This window comes from Alteromonas sp. BMJM2 (assembly GCF_027257845.1).
Classification (GTDB): Bacteria; Pseudomonadota; Gammaproteobacteria; order Enterobacterales; family Alteromonadaceae; genus Alteromonas.
Window position 1 is genome coordinate 109,561 of sequence record NZ_JAPVOT010000011.1, and the last position, 18,647, is coordinate 128,207.

14 protein-coding genes and 1 pseudogene are annotated in these 18,647 nt (G+C 44.1%); 6 read left to right on the plus strand and 9 right to left on the minus strand.

Translation table 11 applies throughout. From position 1 onward, the window contains the following. Window positions 1-215: 215 nt before the first annotated feature. Together zipA and smc are read right to left on the minus strand one after the other, a co-directional pair. The gene (zipA, locus tag O9X84_RS12990) at window positions 216-1,871 is read right to left on the minus strand and encodes a cell division protein ZipA (protein ID WP_269520156.1); all 1,656 of its coding nucleotides are present in this window, start codon (window positions 1,869-1,871) and stop codon (window positions 216-218) included. Window positions 1,872-1,890: 19 nt separating this feature from the next. Beyond that, a complete protein-coding gene (smc, locus tag O9X84_RS12995) occupies window positions 1,891-5,454 on the minus strand; it encodes a chromosome segregation protein SMC (protein ID WP_269520157.1) in 3,564 nt (1,187 codons plus the stop codon). 443 nt (window positions 5,455-5,897) lie between these two features. On the opposite strand from smc, the gene cysZ reads away from it, so the two are divergent. Beyond that, a complete protein-coding gene (gene cysZ / locus O9X84_RS13000) occupies window positions 5,898-6,647 on the plus strand; it encodes a sulfate transporter CysZ (protein WP_269520158.1) in 750 nt (249 codons plus the stop codon). Between the two features lie 22 nt (window positions 6,648-6,669). Here the strand turns inward: cysZ and O9X84_RS13005 are convergent, their stop codons facing one another. Together O9X84_RS13005 and nlpI are read right to left on the minus strand one after the other, a co-directional pair. Then, entirely contained in the window at window positions 6,670-8,445 is a 1,776-nt protein-coding gene (locus O9X84_RS13005) for a sel1 repeat family protein (RefSeq protein WP_269520159.1), read from the minus strand. A 13-nt stretch (window positions 8,446-8,458) separates the two neighbouring features. Next, on the minus strand, window positions 8,459-9,361 hold the full coding sequence (gene nlpI, locus O9X84_RS13010) for a lipoprotein NlpI (protein WP_269520160.1): 903 nt from the start codon (window positions 9,359-9,361) through the stop codon (window positions 8,459-8,461). A 135-nt stretch (window positions 9,362-9,496) separates the two neighbouring features. On the opposite strand from nlpI, the gene cdd reads away from it, so the two are divergent. Beyond that, window positions 9,497-9,904, plus strand: coding sequence for a cytidine deaminase (gene cdd / locus O9X84_RS13015; RefSeq protein ID WP_332108330.1), 408 nt, complete (start codon window positions 9,497-9,499; stop codon window positions 9,902-9,904). Between the two features lie 214 nt (window positions 9,905-10,118). Here the strand turns inward: cdd and O9X84_RS13020 are convergent, their stop codons facing one another. From O9X84_RS13020 to O9X84_RS13030, 3 genes are all read right to left on the minus strand, one after another. Further along, the gene (locus tag O9X84_RS13020) at window positions 10,119-10,244 is read right to left on the minus strand and encodes a hypothetical protein (RefSeq protein ID WP_269520162.1); all 126 of its coding nucleotides are present in this window, start codon (window positions 10,242-10,244) and stop codon (window positions 10,119-10,121) included. Between the two features lie 61 nt (window positions 10,245-10,305). Continuing rightward, window positions 10,306-12,030, minus strand: a complete 1,725-nt coding sequence (gene ggt / locus O9X84_RS13025) for a gamma-glutamyltransferase (RefSeq protein ID WP_269520168.1) — start codon at window positions 12,028-12,030, stop codon at window positions 10,306-10,308. Window positions 12,031-12,077: 47 nt separating this feature from the next. Next, window positions 12,078-12,842 carry an enoyl-CoA hydratase gene (locus O9X84_RS13030; RefSeq protein ID WP_269520163.1) on the minus strand — a complete coding sequence of 255 codons (765 nt, stop codon included), beginning with the start codon at window positions 12,840-12,842 and terminating at the stop codon, window positions 12,078-12,080. 116 nt (window positions 12,843-12,958) lie between these two features. Here O9X84_RS13030 and rrtA point away from each other — a divergent pair, with 116 nt between their 5' ends. From rrtA to O9X84_RS13045, 3 genes are all read left to right on the plus strand, one after another. Beyond that, window positions 12,959-13,543, plus strand: coding sequence for a rhombosortase (gene rrtA, locus O9X84_RS13035; protein WP_032094245.1), 585 nt, complete (start codon window positions 12,959-12,961; stop codon window positions 13,541-13,543). Window positions 13,544-14,051: 508 nt separating this feature from the next. Then, entirely contained in the window at window positions 14,052-14,594 is a 543-nt protein-coding gene (locus O9X84_RS13040) for a hypothetical protein (protein ID WP_269520164.1), read from the plus strand. Next, window positions 14,587-14,790, plus strand: coding sequence for a helix-turn-helix transcriptional regulator (locus tag O9X84_RS13045; RefSeq protein WP_032094247.1), 204 nt, complete (start codon window positions 14,587-14,589; stop codon window positions 14,788-14,790). The genes O9X84_RS13040 and O9X84_RS13045 overlap by 8 nt, the downstream gene beginning before the upstream one ends. Window positions 14,791-14,969: 179 nt before the next feature. Here the strand turns inward: O9X84_RS13045 and O9X84_RS13050 are convergent, their stop codons facing one another. Next, entirely contained in the window at window positions 14,970-17,456 is a 2,487-nt protein-coding gene (locus O9X84_RS13050; RefSeq protein ID WP_269520165.1) for a prolyl oligopeptidase family serine peptidase, read from the minus strand. 224 nt (window positions 17,457-17,680) lie between these two features. On the opposite strand from O9X84_RS13050, the gene O9X84_RS13055 reads away from it, so the two are divergent. Beyond that, a complete protein-coding gene (locus tag O9X84_RS13055) occupies window positions 17,681-18,235 on the plus strand; it encodes a glutathione peroxidase (protein WP_032094249.1) in 555 nt (184 codons plus the stop codon). 125 nt (window positions 18,236-18,360) lie between these two features. On the opposite strand, the pseudogene O9X84_RS13060 reads toward O9X84_RS13055, so the two are convergent. Then, window positions 18,361-18,647: pseudogene (locus O9X84_RS13060) on the minus strand (group II intron maturase-specific domain-containing protein); the annotation flags it as partial.

Below are 18,647 nucleotides of genomic sequence, written 5' to 3' on the forward strand. Positions count from 1 at the left end.
GGCAAGTCCTTATAAATTAACTAAGCGGTTCTAGATAGCTCTGTTCTAGATAGCTCTGTTCTAGATAGCTCTGTTATAGTTAGGTTTGATCTCGTTAAGCCTCTACTAACTAAATCTCTACTAAATAAGCCCCTACCAAATCTGGCTCTTCTTTAACGTTAGCGGATAACGCAACAGGCAAGCTAAATTTACCTATTCCCTCCACCGCTAACACTCTAGCTACGCGAAATCATTCGCTTGCGCTCAAATTCTCGAATTTTCTCAACGTACTGCTGCAGCCCTTGTTTTGTTAACACACTGCGACGACCATCGAGTACTTGTGCGTCAAACTCATCCGCTAATTTGCGAGCCGCATTATGCATCATATTAAACACCTGATGCGGGTCGCCCTCAATGGGTAGGATCATAAACAACGAGATGCCTTGGGTGTCAAAGTTCTCTAAATTGTCTATATCGAACACGCCTGGCTTAAACATGTTTGCAAGGCTAAACAACACAGGCCCTTTACCGTTTGAGTTAACATGGCGGTGAAAAATATCCTGATCGCCAAATTTAAACCCCAGAGTGAGTAGCATAGGCAGTAAAGCCGCTCCCGATATGGGCGCGTCATTCTTTGCTCGCACATTTAGCACTAACACTTCCTGTGCGGCTGAGTCAGAGGTTTCGTTTGATGCGGCCTGATTAGCAGATTGAGTATCGTTATCGTCGAAATCGATACGCATTTGATCATCACCAAAGTTTGGCTCTTCTCGTTTTCTTGCCGCGGGTTTGGTACGTTTGGTTTTAGAGAATCGCTTTCTCTCACCAGCAAGCTCATCGTGATTACTGGCTACACGTTCGTTTTCGCCCTTCTCTCGCAGTGAGCTAGAAAAGGAAGGTTCTACCCGCTGCGGTGCAGCTGTTTTATCAAACTGCCCTTCTACAATCTTAGACTCCGAAGCACCTTTTTCTAAAACGCCGTTTTCCATAGAGCTTGTTTCGGAAGCCTCTTCTTTAGTCGCATCTATATACAGCGTTGAAGTGGCTTTTGGTACTTCAGAACGCTGATATTTTTTCGATTCATTTGCTAAATTGTCACCGTGGGCTGTATGTTTTGCTGATTCTGATGCATTAGCTTGTGCACTGTCAGTTACACCAGAAATGTCTTGTGAAACTTCACTTTCTCTGTTGCTTACTTCATCCGCTTGAGATGACCCATCAGACTCTTTAAGCAAGAACCCTGGTGGCTCTGGAAAATCTGCTATGTTGTCATGTTGAACCGATGCTGTGTCACTGAAAGAGCGGCTCTGACCTTGTAAGTGTGGCTTTGGATTAGTAATCACTGAGCCATAAAGCGTAGAGCGCTGCTCTTGTGCGGCCGCCTCCTCTTGGTCAATATTGACTGAATTGGCATTATTCGATGAGCCCTGTGTAATGTCACTACCGCTATTTAAGACATCGGCGTCACCATGAGCGCTATTATCCGCTAATGACTTTCTATCAGCGTCATCGGCAAACGTACTCGAATCATTTGTGGCAGTGCTGTTGATTGTACTATTGATAGAACCGTTAATAGCATCGCTATCACCGCCTGACAACGTGTGCTCGTCATCTGTATTAAAACGGGTCTCATGTGCGTCGTCACCATGATACGAACGGCTGCCGCCAATAACACGAACGCTGCCTACACCGAGTTCGTCGAACCCACCGTCCTCTGATGATTCATGACTTTCAACATCGCTATCTTGGCTGTCGCTCCACTGTCGTGGCTCTAAACGTTCCTTGCGCTCTGGCTTACTATTTTTTCTGATTTTCCATATACCATGGGCTAAAACACCGATGATAAAAACAGAACCACCTAACAGTAAAAATAGACGTAATTCATCTTCCATTTAATTCTTTCGCCCTTTGTTATGCTTCTGCGAATGCAACGGCTTCGTCAACATCAACGGCTACCATCCGTGACACGCCCGGCTCCGCCATTGTGACACCAGTAAGGTGACTTGCCATTTCCATCGCTATCTTATTATGGGTTATATAAATAAACTGCACTGTTTGCGACATTTCCGACACCAAATTACAAAAACGCCCAACGTTTGCATCATCTAATGGTGCATCAACTTCATCAAGAAGGCAGAACGGCGCCGGATTTAATCTAAAGATTGCAAAAACCAATGATAAAGCGGTTAACGCTTTTTCTCCACCGCTTAAAAGATGAATTGTGCTATTTTTCTTGCCCGGTGGCCGAGCCATTATAGTGACACCCGTTTCTAACAAGTCCTCTTCGGTAAGCGCAAGGTAGGCAGAACCACCGCCAAACACCTTTGGAAACAGTGATTTCAAATCCTCATTGACCTGCTCGAAGGTATTCGAAAAACGGGTTCTTGTTTCTTTATCAATTTTACGAATAGCAGATTGAAGAGTTTCCAGCGCGTCGGTTAAATCATTATTTTGTTCATCAAGGTGTGCCTTTCGCTGAGATTGGGCTTCAAACTCTTCCACTGCGGCCAAGTTCACCGCGCCTAAACGCTGCAAACTCGCTTGTGTTTTTTCCAACTCTTGTTGCCATTGCGTTTCATCAGCATCACTAGGCAACTCAGCTAAAAGCATTTTGAGAGATTGCTTTGATTCGTCAAGCTGTTCTAATACTGTATTAGCACGAACACGAAAGCCTTCAATGTCTATATTCAAAGAATCAATATGTGCTTGCCTAGCCTGAATGTCTTTCGCTAATGACTGCTGCCCTTTTTCTGCTTCCCGCAGCCATTGCTCCACCTCTTCTAAGCGCACAAGTGCTTCACTGCGCGAATGTTCAAGCTCCGATTTAGTGTGCAATAGATGCTGTAGCTCTTCGTGCTGAAGCTCTTGTGGTGAAGTGAGTTTTGACAGCTCGTCTTTAAGCCTTTTGGTGGTTTCAGCGTACTCACCCATCTGATTTTCGTTACGCGTAACCTGCTCGCGGTACAGCTGCTGGTGGTTATCTAACTGCTGCTTTTTCAATGCAAGCTCATGTTTTGTAGACGTTAGCATCTCAACTTGTCCGCGAAGCTCGTTGAGATTGCGCTCTGCCAGCTCGCGCTTTTCAACCACGCCACTCATGTAATTCTCTGACTCAATAAGCTGAGCCTCGTGCACGGCGAGATCTTCAGAGAGCTGTTCTAATTGTGCTTCCTCGTCTTTGTGCAATGCTTGCTGAGATGACAGCTCGTCGTATAATTTTTTGCTTCTGGCCTGTTGCTGCTGTTGCTGCATATCAATTAACGAGCGGGCGTTTTTGAGTTGCTGCAAGGCACCTTCGCTTTCCATTATTGACGATTGTAGACGCTGCTTAGTTTCTCGTACTTGATTGAGGTGTTGCTCTGCTTGTTCTACCGCATCAACACAAACGCTTTTAGCCTGCTCTAATTCAACGAGTTCAAGCTCAAGTTGTGAAAGTTTATTTGCTCGTTGCAGCACACCGTCTTCAATATCCCCTGGCTTCACTATCCAGTTGGCACCACACCATAAACCCGTTAATGAAATAGCACTTTTGCCTGTGTCTTTTAACTTCTGCTGAGTATTCGCGCTAAATAGCTCGCTATCTGTCTCGCAAAGAAAAATTTCGTTTAAAAAGCTAGGTACTCTTTCGTTTTGTTTCTGCTCAAGAAGTGCATGCGCCAATGTTCCGGTGTGAGCATGGGTAATGAAAATCTGATGTGAATAAATTCGTACGCCATTCGGTAACGCACTGCTTGCGTCATAAAGTGCGGATATATCGTTTTGGTTAGCCAGTAAAGGCTGGTTGAGCTGATTGAGGATAACTTCGATACACGGGGCAAGGCGCTCAGAAGCACTCATTGATTGCCACAGAGTTTCCGCTATTTTCTCTTTACTGTCAGGGCTATCTTTACTGTCATGACTCTCTTTACCGCCGTCGTCCTTACTGTCATCGTCTTTACTATCAAAACTATCGAACTGCCGGGAAGCGTCACTTTGTAGCGCAGACAACGCCGTGTAGCTAGACTGTATGGATTGCCATTTACCTTTCACGCTATCAAGTTCAGAAACACGCTGCTTCACCGTGTTTATCGCCAGTAACTCATCCTGCTCTATTTCGTGAATAGCATCTTTTTGTTCACTTTGATTAATTTCAGCTTCTTCTAGCTGCGCGTCTAATAATGCACTTTGCTCTTCGTAATCTTCATTCTCAGCTTGTGCTAATTCTTGCTGAATGTCAGAGATTCGCTGTGACGTTCTTAGCTGCACGCTCATCAAAGACTGAATTTGACTATGGCATTGCTGCACTTTACTTTTTACTTGATTATAAGTAGATTCTTGCTCTCGTGCCCTCGCATTGAAATCACGCAGTGATTGCTCCGCGTCTTCAAATCGCTCCTTTACGCTATACAGCTCCGCTTCTTTAAGCTCAATTTCCGGTTCAATATCGACTAAGGCAGCATTAGAACTAGACAGTGACGCTTGAGCTTCACGTAACGAAGTACTTAATAGGTTTTGCTGTTGAGCTATTCGCGCAATTTCTTGCTCTACTTGCGACACCCTTTGCTTGGCGTGCAGTGCATTTTGCTCTAAACGGGTAATGGCAGTGCTTGTTGAGAAGAGTGACTGTTGTAAATCGTCTATAGACTGTTTTAACTCTGCCTGCTGCTCTTTATAGGCCATTGCACCCGCTTCATCACCTTGCTGGCGAGCAATTAACCCTTCCATCTCAGCGGTGAGCCCACTTTTGTTTTGTTCTAACTTGTCTATGTGTTCGCTGTTTTTTAAAAATCGTATGGCTGCCAGCTGGCCTTTAAGCTCTCTTACTTGAGACCTCAATGCTTTATATTTTGTTGCTGCCGCAGCTTGTCTTTGCAGTTTTTCCAGCTGCCGACCCAATTCATCCCTTACATCAGTAAGACGCTCTAAATTGTCTTGGGTGTGCTTTATTCTGTTTTCTGTTTCTCGTCTGCGCTCTTTATACTTGGAAATACCTGCCGCTTCTTCAATGAATACTCTTAACTCTTGCGGCTTAGACTCTATCAAACGCGATATCATACCTTGCTCGATAATAGCGTATGAGCGCGGCCCTAGCCCGGTTCCCAAAAATAGATCGGTTACATCCCGTCGACGACATTTCGCCCCATTAAGGAAATAAGTCGATTGTGCCTCTCGAGTAACCAGGCGTTTAACAGACAGTTCGTTGTAATTGGCATACTCGCCAGATATGCGGCCAGAGCTATTGTCGAATATCAATTCAACGCTACATTGGCCAACGGGCTTTCGCGATGATGAACCGTTAAAGATAACGTCGGTCATCGCATCACCGCGCAAGTTCTTAGCTGAACTTTCGCCGAGCACCCAGCGAACAGCATCAATAACGTTAGATTTTCCGCAACCGTTTGGCCCAACCACAGCCGTCATTTCACCGGGAAATGGTATAGAGGTAGGCTCAACGAAAGATTTAAAGCCAGCAAGCTTTATCTTTTTAAGTCGCACACACATTCCTCGGTGGATGGCTGCCATCTATATGCACAGCGCCACTCGCAGGCACAGTGCCAGAAATAAGCACCGTATAAGCCATGAAAAAAGATCCACGAGTGTTATAGGAAAAGTAAGACGACCCTGCTGAACACTGTTGTTGATACTTACGTTGATCCTTAGCTAAATAGCTAAGCGGATAGCTAACTAGGGTGTTAACTATGCAGTGAAGTAAATAGATAGGCGGAAAATTAAGGGTAATCACGTTAGTTGCGTATACCAGTTAAAATACCATTACACGTACAATGCAATAGCACCTTGTTTTAGTTGTTATTATTTCAAAGACTCTACCAAAACATACAGCTTGTAACAATTAACATTTTAGTTTGATATTAAGATGTTATTATTATTTTTATGACGTTTTATATCACCGAAGCAACTGATTTATCAAAGGAGAGCGAATGAGTTCTGGCGGCGTACACTATTTTTTTATGGGTTTTTCGCTTATTAAAACCAAAGGGCTAAAGCGGTTCGTTTTTGTTCCCTTTAGCATTAACCTTATTTTGTTTTCGTTGGCCTTTTATTTCCTATTCGGCCAAATTGAAACCGGTATCTCCTATGTGATTAATTTAGTCCCAGAATGGTTAGGATGGATCAAAACAGCAATTACCTTTTTATTGTGGCCATTAGCAGTAATAAGCGTTTTATTAATATTTGCGCTTATTTTTGGCACCCTTGCCAACTGGATTGCCGCACCTTTTAACGGCGTTTTGTCAGAAAAAGTAGAGCGCCATTTATCCGGTGAGGCTTTAGGCGATGAAGGTGTAATGGCATTGGTTAAAGACATACCGCGCACTGTTGGTCGAGAAGTGACTAAACTCGCATGGTATTTACCTCGCGCTATTGGTTTTCTTATTCTCTTTTTTCTACTACCCGTTATTGGCCAAGTACTGTGGTTTCTCTTTAACGCTTGGATGATGGCGATTCAGTACTGTGATTATCCTTACGACAATCATAAAGTGCCCTTTACACGTATGCGCCTTCATTTATCAGAACACAAAGGTAAGGCGCTTACGTTTGGCATGATGGTGAATGTGTTTTCACTTATTCCCGTGGTTAACTTTATTATTATGCCCGTAGCCATTTGTGGCGCGACAGCAATGTGGGTAAATGAACTAAAACAAGACGCAGAAACGTCGCTGGGAAGTTAGGGCGTGTTGATCTTTAATTTTATTAAGAGGCTTTACCAACAAAAGCTTCGTATTTGGCAAGCCAGTGAGCGGCCTCTTTTTGGTCGCCCTGGTGGTGAAATGCTTGGAAAAAATTCATCGATATAGGACGTTGAGCCTGCTGCTTCTCTAGCTGCTGTTGCCATAGCACTAGGTACAGTGGCGGTATGGCTCCTGTATCGTGGTGTTCCATAAAAGTAATGCGCCTGCTTGGCTTATAGCTATTTTTAGATACGCCTTCACAGGTTTTGGCTTTCGCCACGATTGTGTTGGGGTCTATTTTCGCCCAACGAGACACGGTATCAACAGGGGCGTAATAATGCGGGCTATCAATCACTAGGTTTGGCGGAGAAAAGTCAGTGATACGTTGAATATCGCATATCTTTCTGGCCATGCTTCTGGCAATGGGATATTCATCGGCAAAACCTGCAAAATGCGCTAACTCGTGCACAAACACCGAGTACGTATCACCAATGTCTAAAAACATCACCCCATTTTGAACGTTCGCCTTACCTTGCTTAGCAACCACTACCGCATGGCTAAACTGCCTCGCTTTCGCAATATTAGCTAATGGCCTTACGTCGCATCCCAGCACGTTTCTATTATTGTAATCGTCGCTGCATGACAACGCGTGTTTCGGTAACCAAATTGGTGGTGCAACGCACAGCGACAGCGACGCTAGCCGCTCGTCATTATTGAATTGGCGATAAAAACTATCGGCACGGATCATGGTAGCGAGCGAGGCGGCAAATGGCTGAATTCGTTGCAAACACTGATTGCCATCAGCCCAGTCAAACGGCTTTACATCGCCAAGCGCTGTTACGCTATAACGCTGTGTAATGGCAAGTGCATCTTTTGCCTGCTGTTGACCAAGGTTAGCGGCTTTCTTTAAGTAAGTCTTCGCCTCTTCATAGCTACCCTCATCCCACAACAAGCGACCATACTTAAATGCGCTTTGCATATCTAATGATGCCGTGGCGGCAAGTAATGGCTTGGCTTTCTTGTTTTGGTCATGCAGTAAATACCAGTCGGCCAGTGCCGCTTGGGCAGGTAAATATTCCTGTTCCGCAGCGCGAATTAACCACTTCTCACGCTTTTCAGGAGACTGCGACGACATGGCGTACGCCAATTGCGCTTCAGCAACATTGCCTTTAGCGGCAAGTGCCATAAAACGCTCTGAAGCACTCTCCTCACCTATAAGCTGGTATAGCAACCATGCTGCGTCTGCATTATCTAACGACACCAGATTCTCAAGCCAATAGATGGGATCTAGCTTGGGTACTTGGAATGATGTGTTCGCGGCTGCTCGTTCGTTTACCCGCTGTTGAGATAGCTCATCTGACCCTTGGGGTAACTCCTGCGATAGCTCACCTAAATCTGCAGATTCCCCTGGCGGGCTTGGAAACTGTGACTCTGGGTTTAACTGATTAGACGTTATCTCTTCAATAGACATCATTAGTGTTTGCTGTGCTTCATCGCTACTTAATTGTGCTGCGTGCCACAGTAAGGCAAATGCAGCTCGCACCCGATAGGTGTTTTCAGCAGTCAATTCGGATGGTAGCTTTAGCTGTGCTTGGGGTTGTTTTTGGAGCTGTTTCTGATCTTGGGGCTGTGCCTGCTCTTGGGAATATGAATGTGCGCTAGGCTCAACGTGAGACGAGGCTTGCTCTCGTACATATGAGAGTGCGGTTGTCGCATTAGCTACAAGCTGAGGTGGGTAGCGACCAGTGTCGCCCACTACTATGAGCAGTGCGAACACTGCTAAGAATAAACCGCGCATGGGCTAGGCTTAATTATTCATCATCAATAGACACATCAGCGGTGCGCTGGCGCAGTCGGTTTAACTCTATGCGAGCATAGCGGTGTTCTACATAATCATAAACATTCGTGCTTAGCGCTAATTTAAAGTAGTTTGACGCTATCCCTCTGTTGCCATTTTGACTGTGGAACTTACCCAAGTAAAAGTACGCTTCGCAAAGTCTGTCCGTAAGTGCTTTTTGACTGGTAATGCCCTGTAGCAACGAGTTCAGTACAGTGTTCTCGTCAACAACACCAAGAAACAAATCGATTAGCGAAGTGGCCCAATGCTCGTTATCGAGTAACGGCCTAACCGACGCCAAATACTCTGCGCCTTGCTGTGGTGAAATAGCGTGATTAGCAAAATACGACCATAACGCTCTAAACGGGTCTTTTTCGTCTTTTTTAAAGAAGGTATCTAAATCGCTTGTGGCAAGTTCTGCCCTGCCGCCGTAGTAAAGTGCAATGCCGCGATTTAAAAAGGCAAAATCTAGATCTGGGTTAATTTCTAACGTTGAATCAAACGCTTCATACGCTTGAATGAAGTCGTTTTGTTGAATGTAGTGAATGCCAATTGAATTATAAGCTTCAGCAAGGTCAGGCTTTAAATTTATCGCTTGGCTATAGTCAAACTGAGCTAAACCATTTAATCCTACGCTGTCGTACAACATGCCGCGCTGGAAATGAAGTTCTGCTTTGTCGTCATCTGATAATGCGGTACTCGTGAGCACTTGATTATAGCGGGCAATGGCCATTTGCGAACGTGGATTCGCAGGTGCTGGCTCTGCTAAAAGCAAGTTCCCCATTTGACTGCGTTGCTCGACAGGCTGTGTTTGTGCACAACCGGTTAAAATACAAACGAATAAAGAAAAAAAGATGAGACTAACGTTTCTGCGCATGGTAAAAAAGCATTCTGTAGAAAAAGAAAAAACCGCCAGTATAGAAAGCATACACTTGAAGCGGCGCTGATGCCGCCAACCTTCTCGCATTTGATAGGAAAAGTAAAGTGCATTAGGCGGGTAACAAAGGTACCCATGAAGAAAAATAACCTAGAACAACTGTCACAACTTGCATTTAACGCACAGCAACACTCACATTCCCCCTACTCTAACTTTAAAGTTGGCGCTGCCATCGAAACAAGTACTGGGGAAACTTTCGCAGGTTGTAATGTTGAAAGCGCTGCATTTCCGTTAGGGCAATGTGCTGAGGCCACTGCAATTGGCAATATGGTGTCAAGCGGACACAAACGCATTGGACACATTGTTATTGCGAGTCCAAATGAAGAAATGTGTTTTCCGTGCGGAGGCTGTAGACAAAAAATTGCAGAATTCGCCAGCGATGATACGCCGGTTACTATGGTAACAAAGAGTGGAGATTCGCACGAAACCACCATAGGTGAATTACTGCCCAATGCGTTTCGTGCTCACGACCTCGAAAAGTAATGTTGCGTCCCAAACGCAAAGTTAAAGCACTTATACTAAGCGCTCAAACAAAACAGCCCAAGGCGTTCACGCCTTGGGCTGTTTTGTTTTACGAAGTCATTAACCGAATAAGTGTCTTTAACCGAATAACGGTCATTAACCGAATAAAGGTCGTTAACCGAATAACAGTCTTTAACCGTGTAGCAGCCATGCAGGCTTCATAGGTTATTAACGCTTATGGCTTATCATCGCTGTTGCTGTCTTGGCGCTTGTTTAACTTTACCGCCGCCATAAAGCCAATAAAAAATAGCGCAAAAATAACAACACCAACCCAAATTAACACGTTCAGCAAAAAATCCATGTTTTGTTTTCCTTTCTTTTATCGATGTTGCTTTTTGCTAATTTGCACAAGCGCAAAGCAATCATTTCCCGACAGCAATACCTTCTCTACGAGGGTCTGCGCCGCCAATTAATTTTCCAGATTTAAACTGAATGCCATGTAGCCCGCTGTTTAAATCAATAACCTTAACATTATGACCAAGCGCTTTAAGCGGCTCCTCTAATTCAGCAATAGGCGTACCCTTTTCTAACGCAGTGTAGTCGTTTCTATTGGTGATCTTAGGAAGGTTTATCGCTTCTTGAATGTTAAGATCAAAATCAATCATACCTATAAGGGTTTGAGCAACATAGCTGACAATTCTTGAGCCACCTGGTGAGCCTACTACCACTTCTAACTCACCTTCTTCATCAAACACCATGGTTGGGCTCATAGCACTACGTGGACGTTTACCAGGTTCAACGCGATTAGGAACTGGGAAACGGTTTTTTGTTGGCGAGAAAGAAAAGTCGGTTAGCTGGTTATTGAGTAAGAAGCCACCTACCATAATGCCTGAGCCAAACATGAATTCGATGCTGGTTGTCATAGAAACCGCATTTCCTTCTTTATCAACAATAGAAACATGGGACGTGTTAGGTAACTCCATCGATGTGCCCATGGCTATTTCTGTGCCAGCGTAGGGATTGCCTGCCCTGGCTCGATGCCACTTTTCATCCAAGCTGATGCCTTCGGCTCTGCGCTGTAAGTAGGCTGTATTGATCATGGCTGCAAATGGCAAATTAGTATAGTCACTATCTGCTATGTATTTTTCTCTGTCGGCATAGGAAAGCGCACTTGCTTGAGTGTATAAATGAGCGAACTCTGCCGAGTCTGGTGAGTATGCACCAATGTTTTTATCTTCAAGCATCTTTAAGATTTGAAACACATTGACGCCACCTGAACTTGGTGGCGGCATGCCGCAAATGCGTTTTGCATGGTAGTTACCACACACGGCATTACGCTTGATGGCTTCATAATTTTCCAAATCTTCGAGGGACATGCTTCCAGGGTTTATTTCTGCAGAATTTACCGCGTCCACAATTTCCTGTGCTAGCTCGCCCTTGAGCAAATAGTCACTGCCATTCTCGGCAATGCCTTTAAGGGTTTTGGCTAATTTTCTATTTTTCTTGGTTGTCCCTTCTTTTAACGGCATACCTGCCGGGAAAAAGTAGGTAGAGCTAGCAGGAAACTTTTTAAGACCTGGGTGATAGTCTAAAGCAACCAGTTTGGCTAAACGGGGGGAAACCTTGAAGCCATTTTTAGCCGTATTAATGGCGTCGTCGAACAAGGTATTCCACGGTAGCGTACCAAATTCAGCATGGGCTAGTTCAAGGGCTTTTACAGCGCCTGGCACGCCCACCGATTTACCACCGACTACAGCATCAATCCAACGCATTGGCTTATTACTTTTTATAAACCAATGCGAGTTGACTGCTTTAGGCGCAGACTCTCTGCCATCAAAAGTGTGCAGCACTTTGTTTTTGTTATCCCAGTAAAGAATGAACGCACCGCCACCAATACCTGAAGATTGAGGTTCTACCAAAGTAAGCATAGATTGAATGGCTATTGCGGCGTCTATTGCACTACCGCCTTTTTCAATGACGTTCTTTCCCGCCCATGATGCATAGGGGTTAGCAGCAACCACCATGTATTCGTCGGCCTCAAATGCTTTCTTTTCAACATACCCAGTGGCCGCTTCGGGCTCGCCAACTTCTCGAGCCGGTTTGCCGTGTACATTGGAAAGTAAACTGGCGGTTAATGCAAAAGCCAATACTGACGTGCTTAACAAAGAACTGAACCTCAAAATCGTGTTTCCTCTTATTTAAATTTCTCTGGGTTAATGGGACGCTTTTTCAAGAACGCATCAAACGCTTCTTGTGCAGCAGGGGTACGCAGCGCTTCTAGAAAAATATCAAATTCGGCATTCATTTGCTGATTGACATAATCTGCTTCACCTTTGAGTAACGCTTTTGTCTGCAATAAGGCAAAGCTGGGTTTACTTATCAATTTTTGAACGATTGCTGAAACTGCATCATCGATGGTTTGTGACGACACCACCTCAGTGAGCATGCCAAACTGATATGCGTCATCAGCTGTGAATGGTTCGCCTAGCATCAACCACTGAGCAGCTTTCACGTGTCCCGCCACTTTGGGTAAAAGATAACTTGATGCATATTCAGGAACAAGCCCTAAATTGATGAAAGGGAGAACAAATCGGCTGTCTTGTGTGGCATAAACAAAATCACAATGTAATAGCAACGTGGTTCCTATTCCGACTGCTAACCCGTGCACTTGAGCAATAACGGGCACAGGACAGGTCATCAGTGAACGCATGAACGCCGCCGTTTCGGGTACCTGAGCCCCTTCTTTTTGTGTGGCAAAATCGTTGATATCGTTACCCGAAGTAAAACAGTCGCCGTTTCCTTTAATTACAACGGCTTTTGTTACGCCATCATTTTTAATGCTTAAAAGCGCATCTGCCATTAGCTGATACATTTCTCGGGTTAATGCGTTCTTTTTGTCCGGTCTATTTATTGTAATGGTAAGAGTATGGTTACTTTGCGAAGTTAAAACTAAGGACATTATCTTTCCTTTTCTGTCGACATTTTTATGGTATCGGGCGCATATCTATTTTCACCCGTAGGGTAATTTTCTGTATCATAGCGAGCAAATTCAAAATAAAAAAATAACTAACGCTGATGATTTCACTGCCGTTTTCGTTTAAGTACAGTGCAGGCCCTTTAATAATAGCGCTCTGCGCTTTGATTGCCTTTTTCTTTGAACCACAAGCAAGCGAATGGCTTGCCTACGACCGTTACGCCATACAAGGGCTGGATACGTGGCGCTTGATCACGGGTAATTTTGTGCATACCAATGGGTATCATTTATTGCTCAATATCGTTGGGCTAATTCTACTGTGGGCCCTACATGGCGAGCACTACCTGCCAGCTCGATTTTTAAAAGTGTTTATATGGTGCTGTATAGCCACCAGCGCAGGCCTTTATTTCTTTTCAGAAAACTTGATTTGGTATGCGGGTTTATCGGGTGCGTTACACGGTTTATTTGTGTGGGGAGCCTGTATGGATATTAAAGAAAAAATGACATCTGGGTGGCTATTACTCATAGGTATTGCGATTAAAGTGGGTTACGAACAATACAATGGCAGTAGTTCTCAGGTTGCTGAGCTTATTGATGCGAAAGTAGCCGTTGATGCCCACATGTTTGGTGCAATAGGCGGATTGATAATTTTTCTACTCATGATAAGTACTGCAAAGCGGGCATAGCCTTTTATAGCTTATATTTTAATAAGCTTCGCTTGTTATAGCTTCATAGCTTCGCTTTCTTGCCTACATTGCTCGCCCGCTGTTTGCCTAACTATGCGGGCGTTTCCTCATTTACTCACTTTCTTAACCTCATTTTCTCCTACGCCACGTTTTTCCTAACTACGTCTTACACCGGTTACAAGGCACCTACTGACAGTATTTTTTGGCTTAAGATTGGCTACTTAAGATTGGCTAAAGGTTAGCTAAACTTTACCAATAATTTGCCTACGAGTGTTTAGCTTCTGAACTATTAAAGCCCAAACACCGCCTCAAAAATTTCTCAATATTAAAGCTCACTAACCTAATAAATAAAAAAATAGTTTGCATTCATGTAACCTTTGGGTATCATTGATACCTAGAGGTTACATTTGGTGTGTTTAGGTATCATTGGTAACGTCAAACAATGTGTTCAAACAACCGTGCTTTTATCGCAAATAAAAAGTTCGTCGTTCAAAAAAGGATTATAAAAATGGCAAGATCAATAGCAGTATTACCAGAAACGGAACATCAATATTTAACTATTACGGGAAAAATCAGTGTTGTTTTAGCGGTTTTCCTGTTCGGCCAATTGTGTTCAGAAATAGTTACTGGCACTGATTTAGTTGTTAATTTGATTTTAGATTTAACGATATTCGTAAGCGTTATTTATTGCATCGTGCTGTCAGTAAAGTCGATGAAATTTGCAAAACACATAACGCGCATGGGCTATTGGACGCTTAAATTTAACGATGAGTATGTGGATCATGTTAGTTCAGCTAGCCTTCGCGCTACGTGTCACATTATGGTAGTTGGCGCAATTTTTCTTGCTTATAGCGGTGACAATAGGTGGTTTGTAGAACTCATTGCTCCCTTTGGACTGAGAGATGCAATTCAGATGTTGCTTGGCTTGGCTGTGGCCACCCACGGTGCGTTGATTTTATGGAACCTTCGTGAGGAAGAACATCGTGAAGAAGATAATTTTGATGAAGAGCTTGGCAATAAAAAGCGTGGCGAGGAAGTGATTGATGAATGAAGATTTAGATAACCATATACACAAGCTTAGATTACAGCATAAGATTTCTCAGCAAGAGCTCGCCGACGCTATTGGCGTATCTCGAAAAACCATTAGTACTGTTGAGACTGGACGCTTCACTCCATCGGTGGTCATTGCGTTAAGAATTGCAGCTTATTTTGCAATACCTGTAGAGCAAGTTTTTGTGTTGAAGTAAGGGTTTATTTGAATAAATGTCTTGCCCGAAATAAAGCCGCTTCTAAATAAGCTTGTAAAAAAAGGGGCCCATTGAGTATGAGCCCCTTTTATACGAGTAAAACGTTATTTGTAATAGCTCAGCTAATACCCAAAAAAAGCCCAACGAATGTTAGGCTTTTTAATGCATGTTGAATACGACTACAGATTTTCTTCAAATAACTTATAGATCCTACGGTATTCATCTAACCATGAACTTGGCTGAACGAAGCCATGTGGCTCTACAGGGTATATTGCCGTTTCAAAATCTTCTTTTTCTAGTTCAATTAACCGTTGTACCAAACGAACGGTATCGTGAAAAAAGACGTTATCATCAACCATAGGCGCATTTATCAGCAGCGGTTTTTCTAGCCCTTCTGCGAAATAAATAGGTGAACTGCGCTCGTAGGCAATGGGGTCCACATCAGGCGTATTGAGGATATTAGATGTATACGGCGTATTGTAATGCGCCCAATCGGTAACCGGTCTTAATGCGGCACCAGCAGCAAATAGATCTGGCGCTGTGAACATAGACATAAAGGTTAAGAACCCACCGTATGAACCGCCATATGTGCCAATGCGCTCTCTGTCTACGTTAGCATTGTCTACTAAATAGTTGATGCCATCGCGCAAGTCCTGCACCTCTGGCGTGCCCATTTGACGATAAATAGCCGTTCGCCAATCTCTGCCATAGCCAGCAGAAGCACGGTAATCCATATCTAGCACCACATAACCCTGTTGTACCAACATGCTATGGAACATGTACTCGCGGAAATAGCCCGACCACCCCATGTGGGCATTTTGTAAATAGCCCGCGCCATGATTAAACACAACCGCTTTGTTTTTCTTTGTGCTGTCATACCCTTCAGGCAGGTAAACACGAGCATAAATTGGTGCGTCGGTATGTGAAGATTCAATGGCAACAATTTGCGGCACAGCCCATGGCAGCGAAGCGAAATCGTCGCTGGTGCTAGACGTAATTTGTTGCGCCTTTTGTTGGCTAGCAGACGATTTTACGTAAAGTTCAGCTGGCTGATTTACTTTACTGTGGCTTAAAAGCAAAGTGGCATCATCTGGACTGAGCGTGTAATCGGTTATGCCGTTAAGATCCGTTAGGGTTTCAATGGCCTTTGTTTGTGTATTAACACGGTAAATTTCATAAATACCTGGGTGTTCGCTGTTTGCTTTGTAGTAAATGTATTGATCATCAGCGGTTAACGTAAGGTCATCAACAATGTAGTTGCCGCTAGTTAGCGCAACGGGCGCTTCGCCAGGTGTTTGTAAATATAGGTGCGAATAGCCTGTATGTTCAGATTGAAAGTACAACGTCTCGCTGTTATTTAACCAATCAAAAGAGTTAAAGCGATAGTTTACCCATGCGTCATCATGAAGGCGGTGTTGGTTTTCAAGCGTTTTGCTGTCTAAGTCGACGGTGGCAATCCATCTGTCTTTGTTGTCCCACGCTTCTAACATAACCGCCACTGCGTTGCCGTTTTTATGCCAGCGTATAGATGGCTTAGTCCAATACCAGCTTTGCAATAACGTTATTGGGCGAGGCAACCTGTTTACTTCGTAGGTTTCACCATTTGCCTTTGCATTTTCGGTTTTGACATCGGCCAATACATCGTCGTTATATCCAGGTAAGTCGAAATAGTTTAACGCTTGTTTTTCACCGGTAGATAAATTGAGAAGCCACAGTTCGTGGTTTACAGGCTCGGCATCGGCTACACGTTGTCTTACTGATTTAGCCGCAATACGGCTATCTTCTTGAATATAATGCGGCATGATGTCGCTATCATCACGGGTAGGCTTGCTTTCAGTGGTTGCCACTACAGCAAAATTTCCAGCAGGTGATACGCTAATGCCAGCTAAGCGATGTGATTTATCGAAATAAAACGGTTCAGGAGCTACCGCTTTATTGGCAGCCGCCAGTTGTGCACTGGCGCTATCACGCTCTTCGCTTATTTGTCGTTGTAACTTAATATACTCAATGAGAGATTGTTGCTCTTCGGCAATATAGTCTTTTGCTGGCTTTACCGGCTCTGGCTTATCATCGAATACCCAGCTTACTAACTCTTCTCTTACGCCATTGGTTAGGTCGATAGCAATAAACTTGTTTCCGCTTAGCGCCATTAAGCGCCCATCGGTCATAAACGCGAGAGTAGATAGTGCATTTCCACCGCGGGTGAGCTGCACCGTGCTGCCATTGGTAAATTGCACGTACACGCTATCTTCAAACGTGTAAGCAATAACGCCATCATCTCTCACTACCTTCTCATCAAACCGATACTTATGCATGTCGGCTAATGGGACTTTCGCTTCGTTTTTGAGGGTATTCGCCTTTACAGCAAATACATCGGTGAGTGTGCTATTTTGTTTTTCACGCTCAAAAACAATGGCACTGCCATCAACCGACCAGCCCATGTTAGTGGGCAATGCACCTATCCACTGCGGGTCGGACATAATTCTTTCTAGGGTAATTTCACCCTCACTAGCTGCAGACATCACTGCCGTTTGTGGCGTAACCATCGACTGAATATTATTTGATGGTGTAACTGTATTTGTGTCTTTCTTATCGTTAGTGCTTACACAACCACCCAGTGCAATCGTTACGCTGGCGGCGATAAGCAATGCTTTATATTTTTTCATTTTTTTCATCATTTTTATGTGAAACCCACTGGCATTATACGCAAAGCTACATTCATGTAGTCAACACTCATCGTTATCGTTAGTGAAACAAACGCATAACAAACACGGTTATTAATGTTCCTTTTTACAAGCCAGAACCGTATAACTTCGCAAGTAGCGTTTTATTTTGCCAATAGCGCTTTAAAAAAAACCAAGTCCACATGTTATGTCAGAGGGTACGAACAATGAAATTGAAAGGAATTACTGCAGGTGTTGTCACCATAGCTGCTTTGCTTTTCCAGCCGGTGATGGCAAACGAATGTCCTAGTGTATTAAAGTTTATGAAGCGTAAACTGAATTCTCAAGAAACAGTTAATTTATGCGATGAGTATGCTGGCAAGGCCGTTCTTGTTGTTAACACGGCAAGCTATTGTGGTTTCACGCCTCAATTTGAAGGACTAGAAGCCCTATACAGCGAATATAAAGACGATGACTTTGTGGTATTAGGCTTTCCATCTCACGACTTTAACCAAGAAGCAAAGGACGAAGGCAAAACGGCGGAACTTTGCGAGCTTACCTATGGCGTGAAATTTCCAATGTTTGAACCAACTTCAGTGCGCGGCGACGATGCAGACCCAATGTATCGCATGTTAAAAGCAGCCACAGGTAAGTCACCATCGTGGAACTTTAATAAGTACCTGATTGATAAAACGGGCACTAAGATAACGCACTACCCAAGCTCTACAAAGCCAACCGATGCCAGCTTCGTGGCAGATGTAGAAGCATTAATTAACGACTAACCCAGCGTTTAATCCAGTCGTTGAAACTAGTGCCAATCAGGCATATCGAGTAGGGTGAGGCGTCACCGCCTCATCCCCCTCACAGAACCGTACATACGGGCCTCGTATACGGCTCATGCACATAATCATTTAGCGTAGTTGCTAAACACATATCCCGTTGCAACATTCTCCACGTTCATTAGCCCGAGTTCGTCGAACCAACTGTTTGGCATCGCATAGCTTGCTAAGGGGCTGCGCGCACTGCACCAACTCGTCATGTTGATGTGAGCGAACTGACCTTTATAACCATGCTGGCGTAGCCAGCGATGGAGGCGGCTCGCCTTCTTCCATAACTTAAGTTGGATACTGCGTAAGCGACGTCTTAGCCAGCTCGCTATTTGCTTAAATACCCTGCTCGCATTGGCTATCTTGA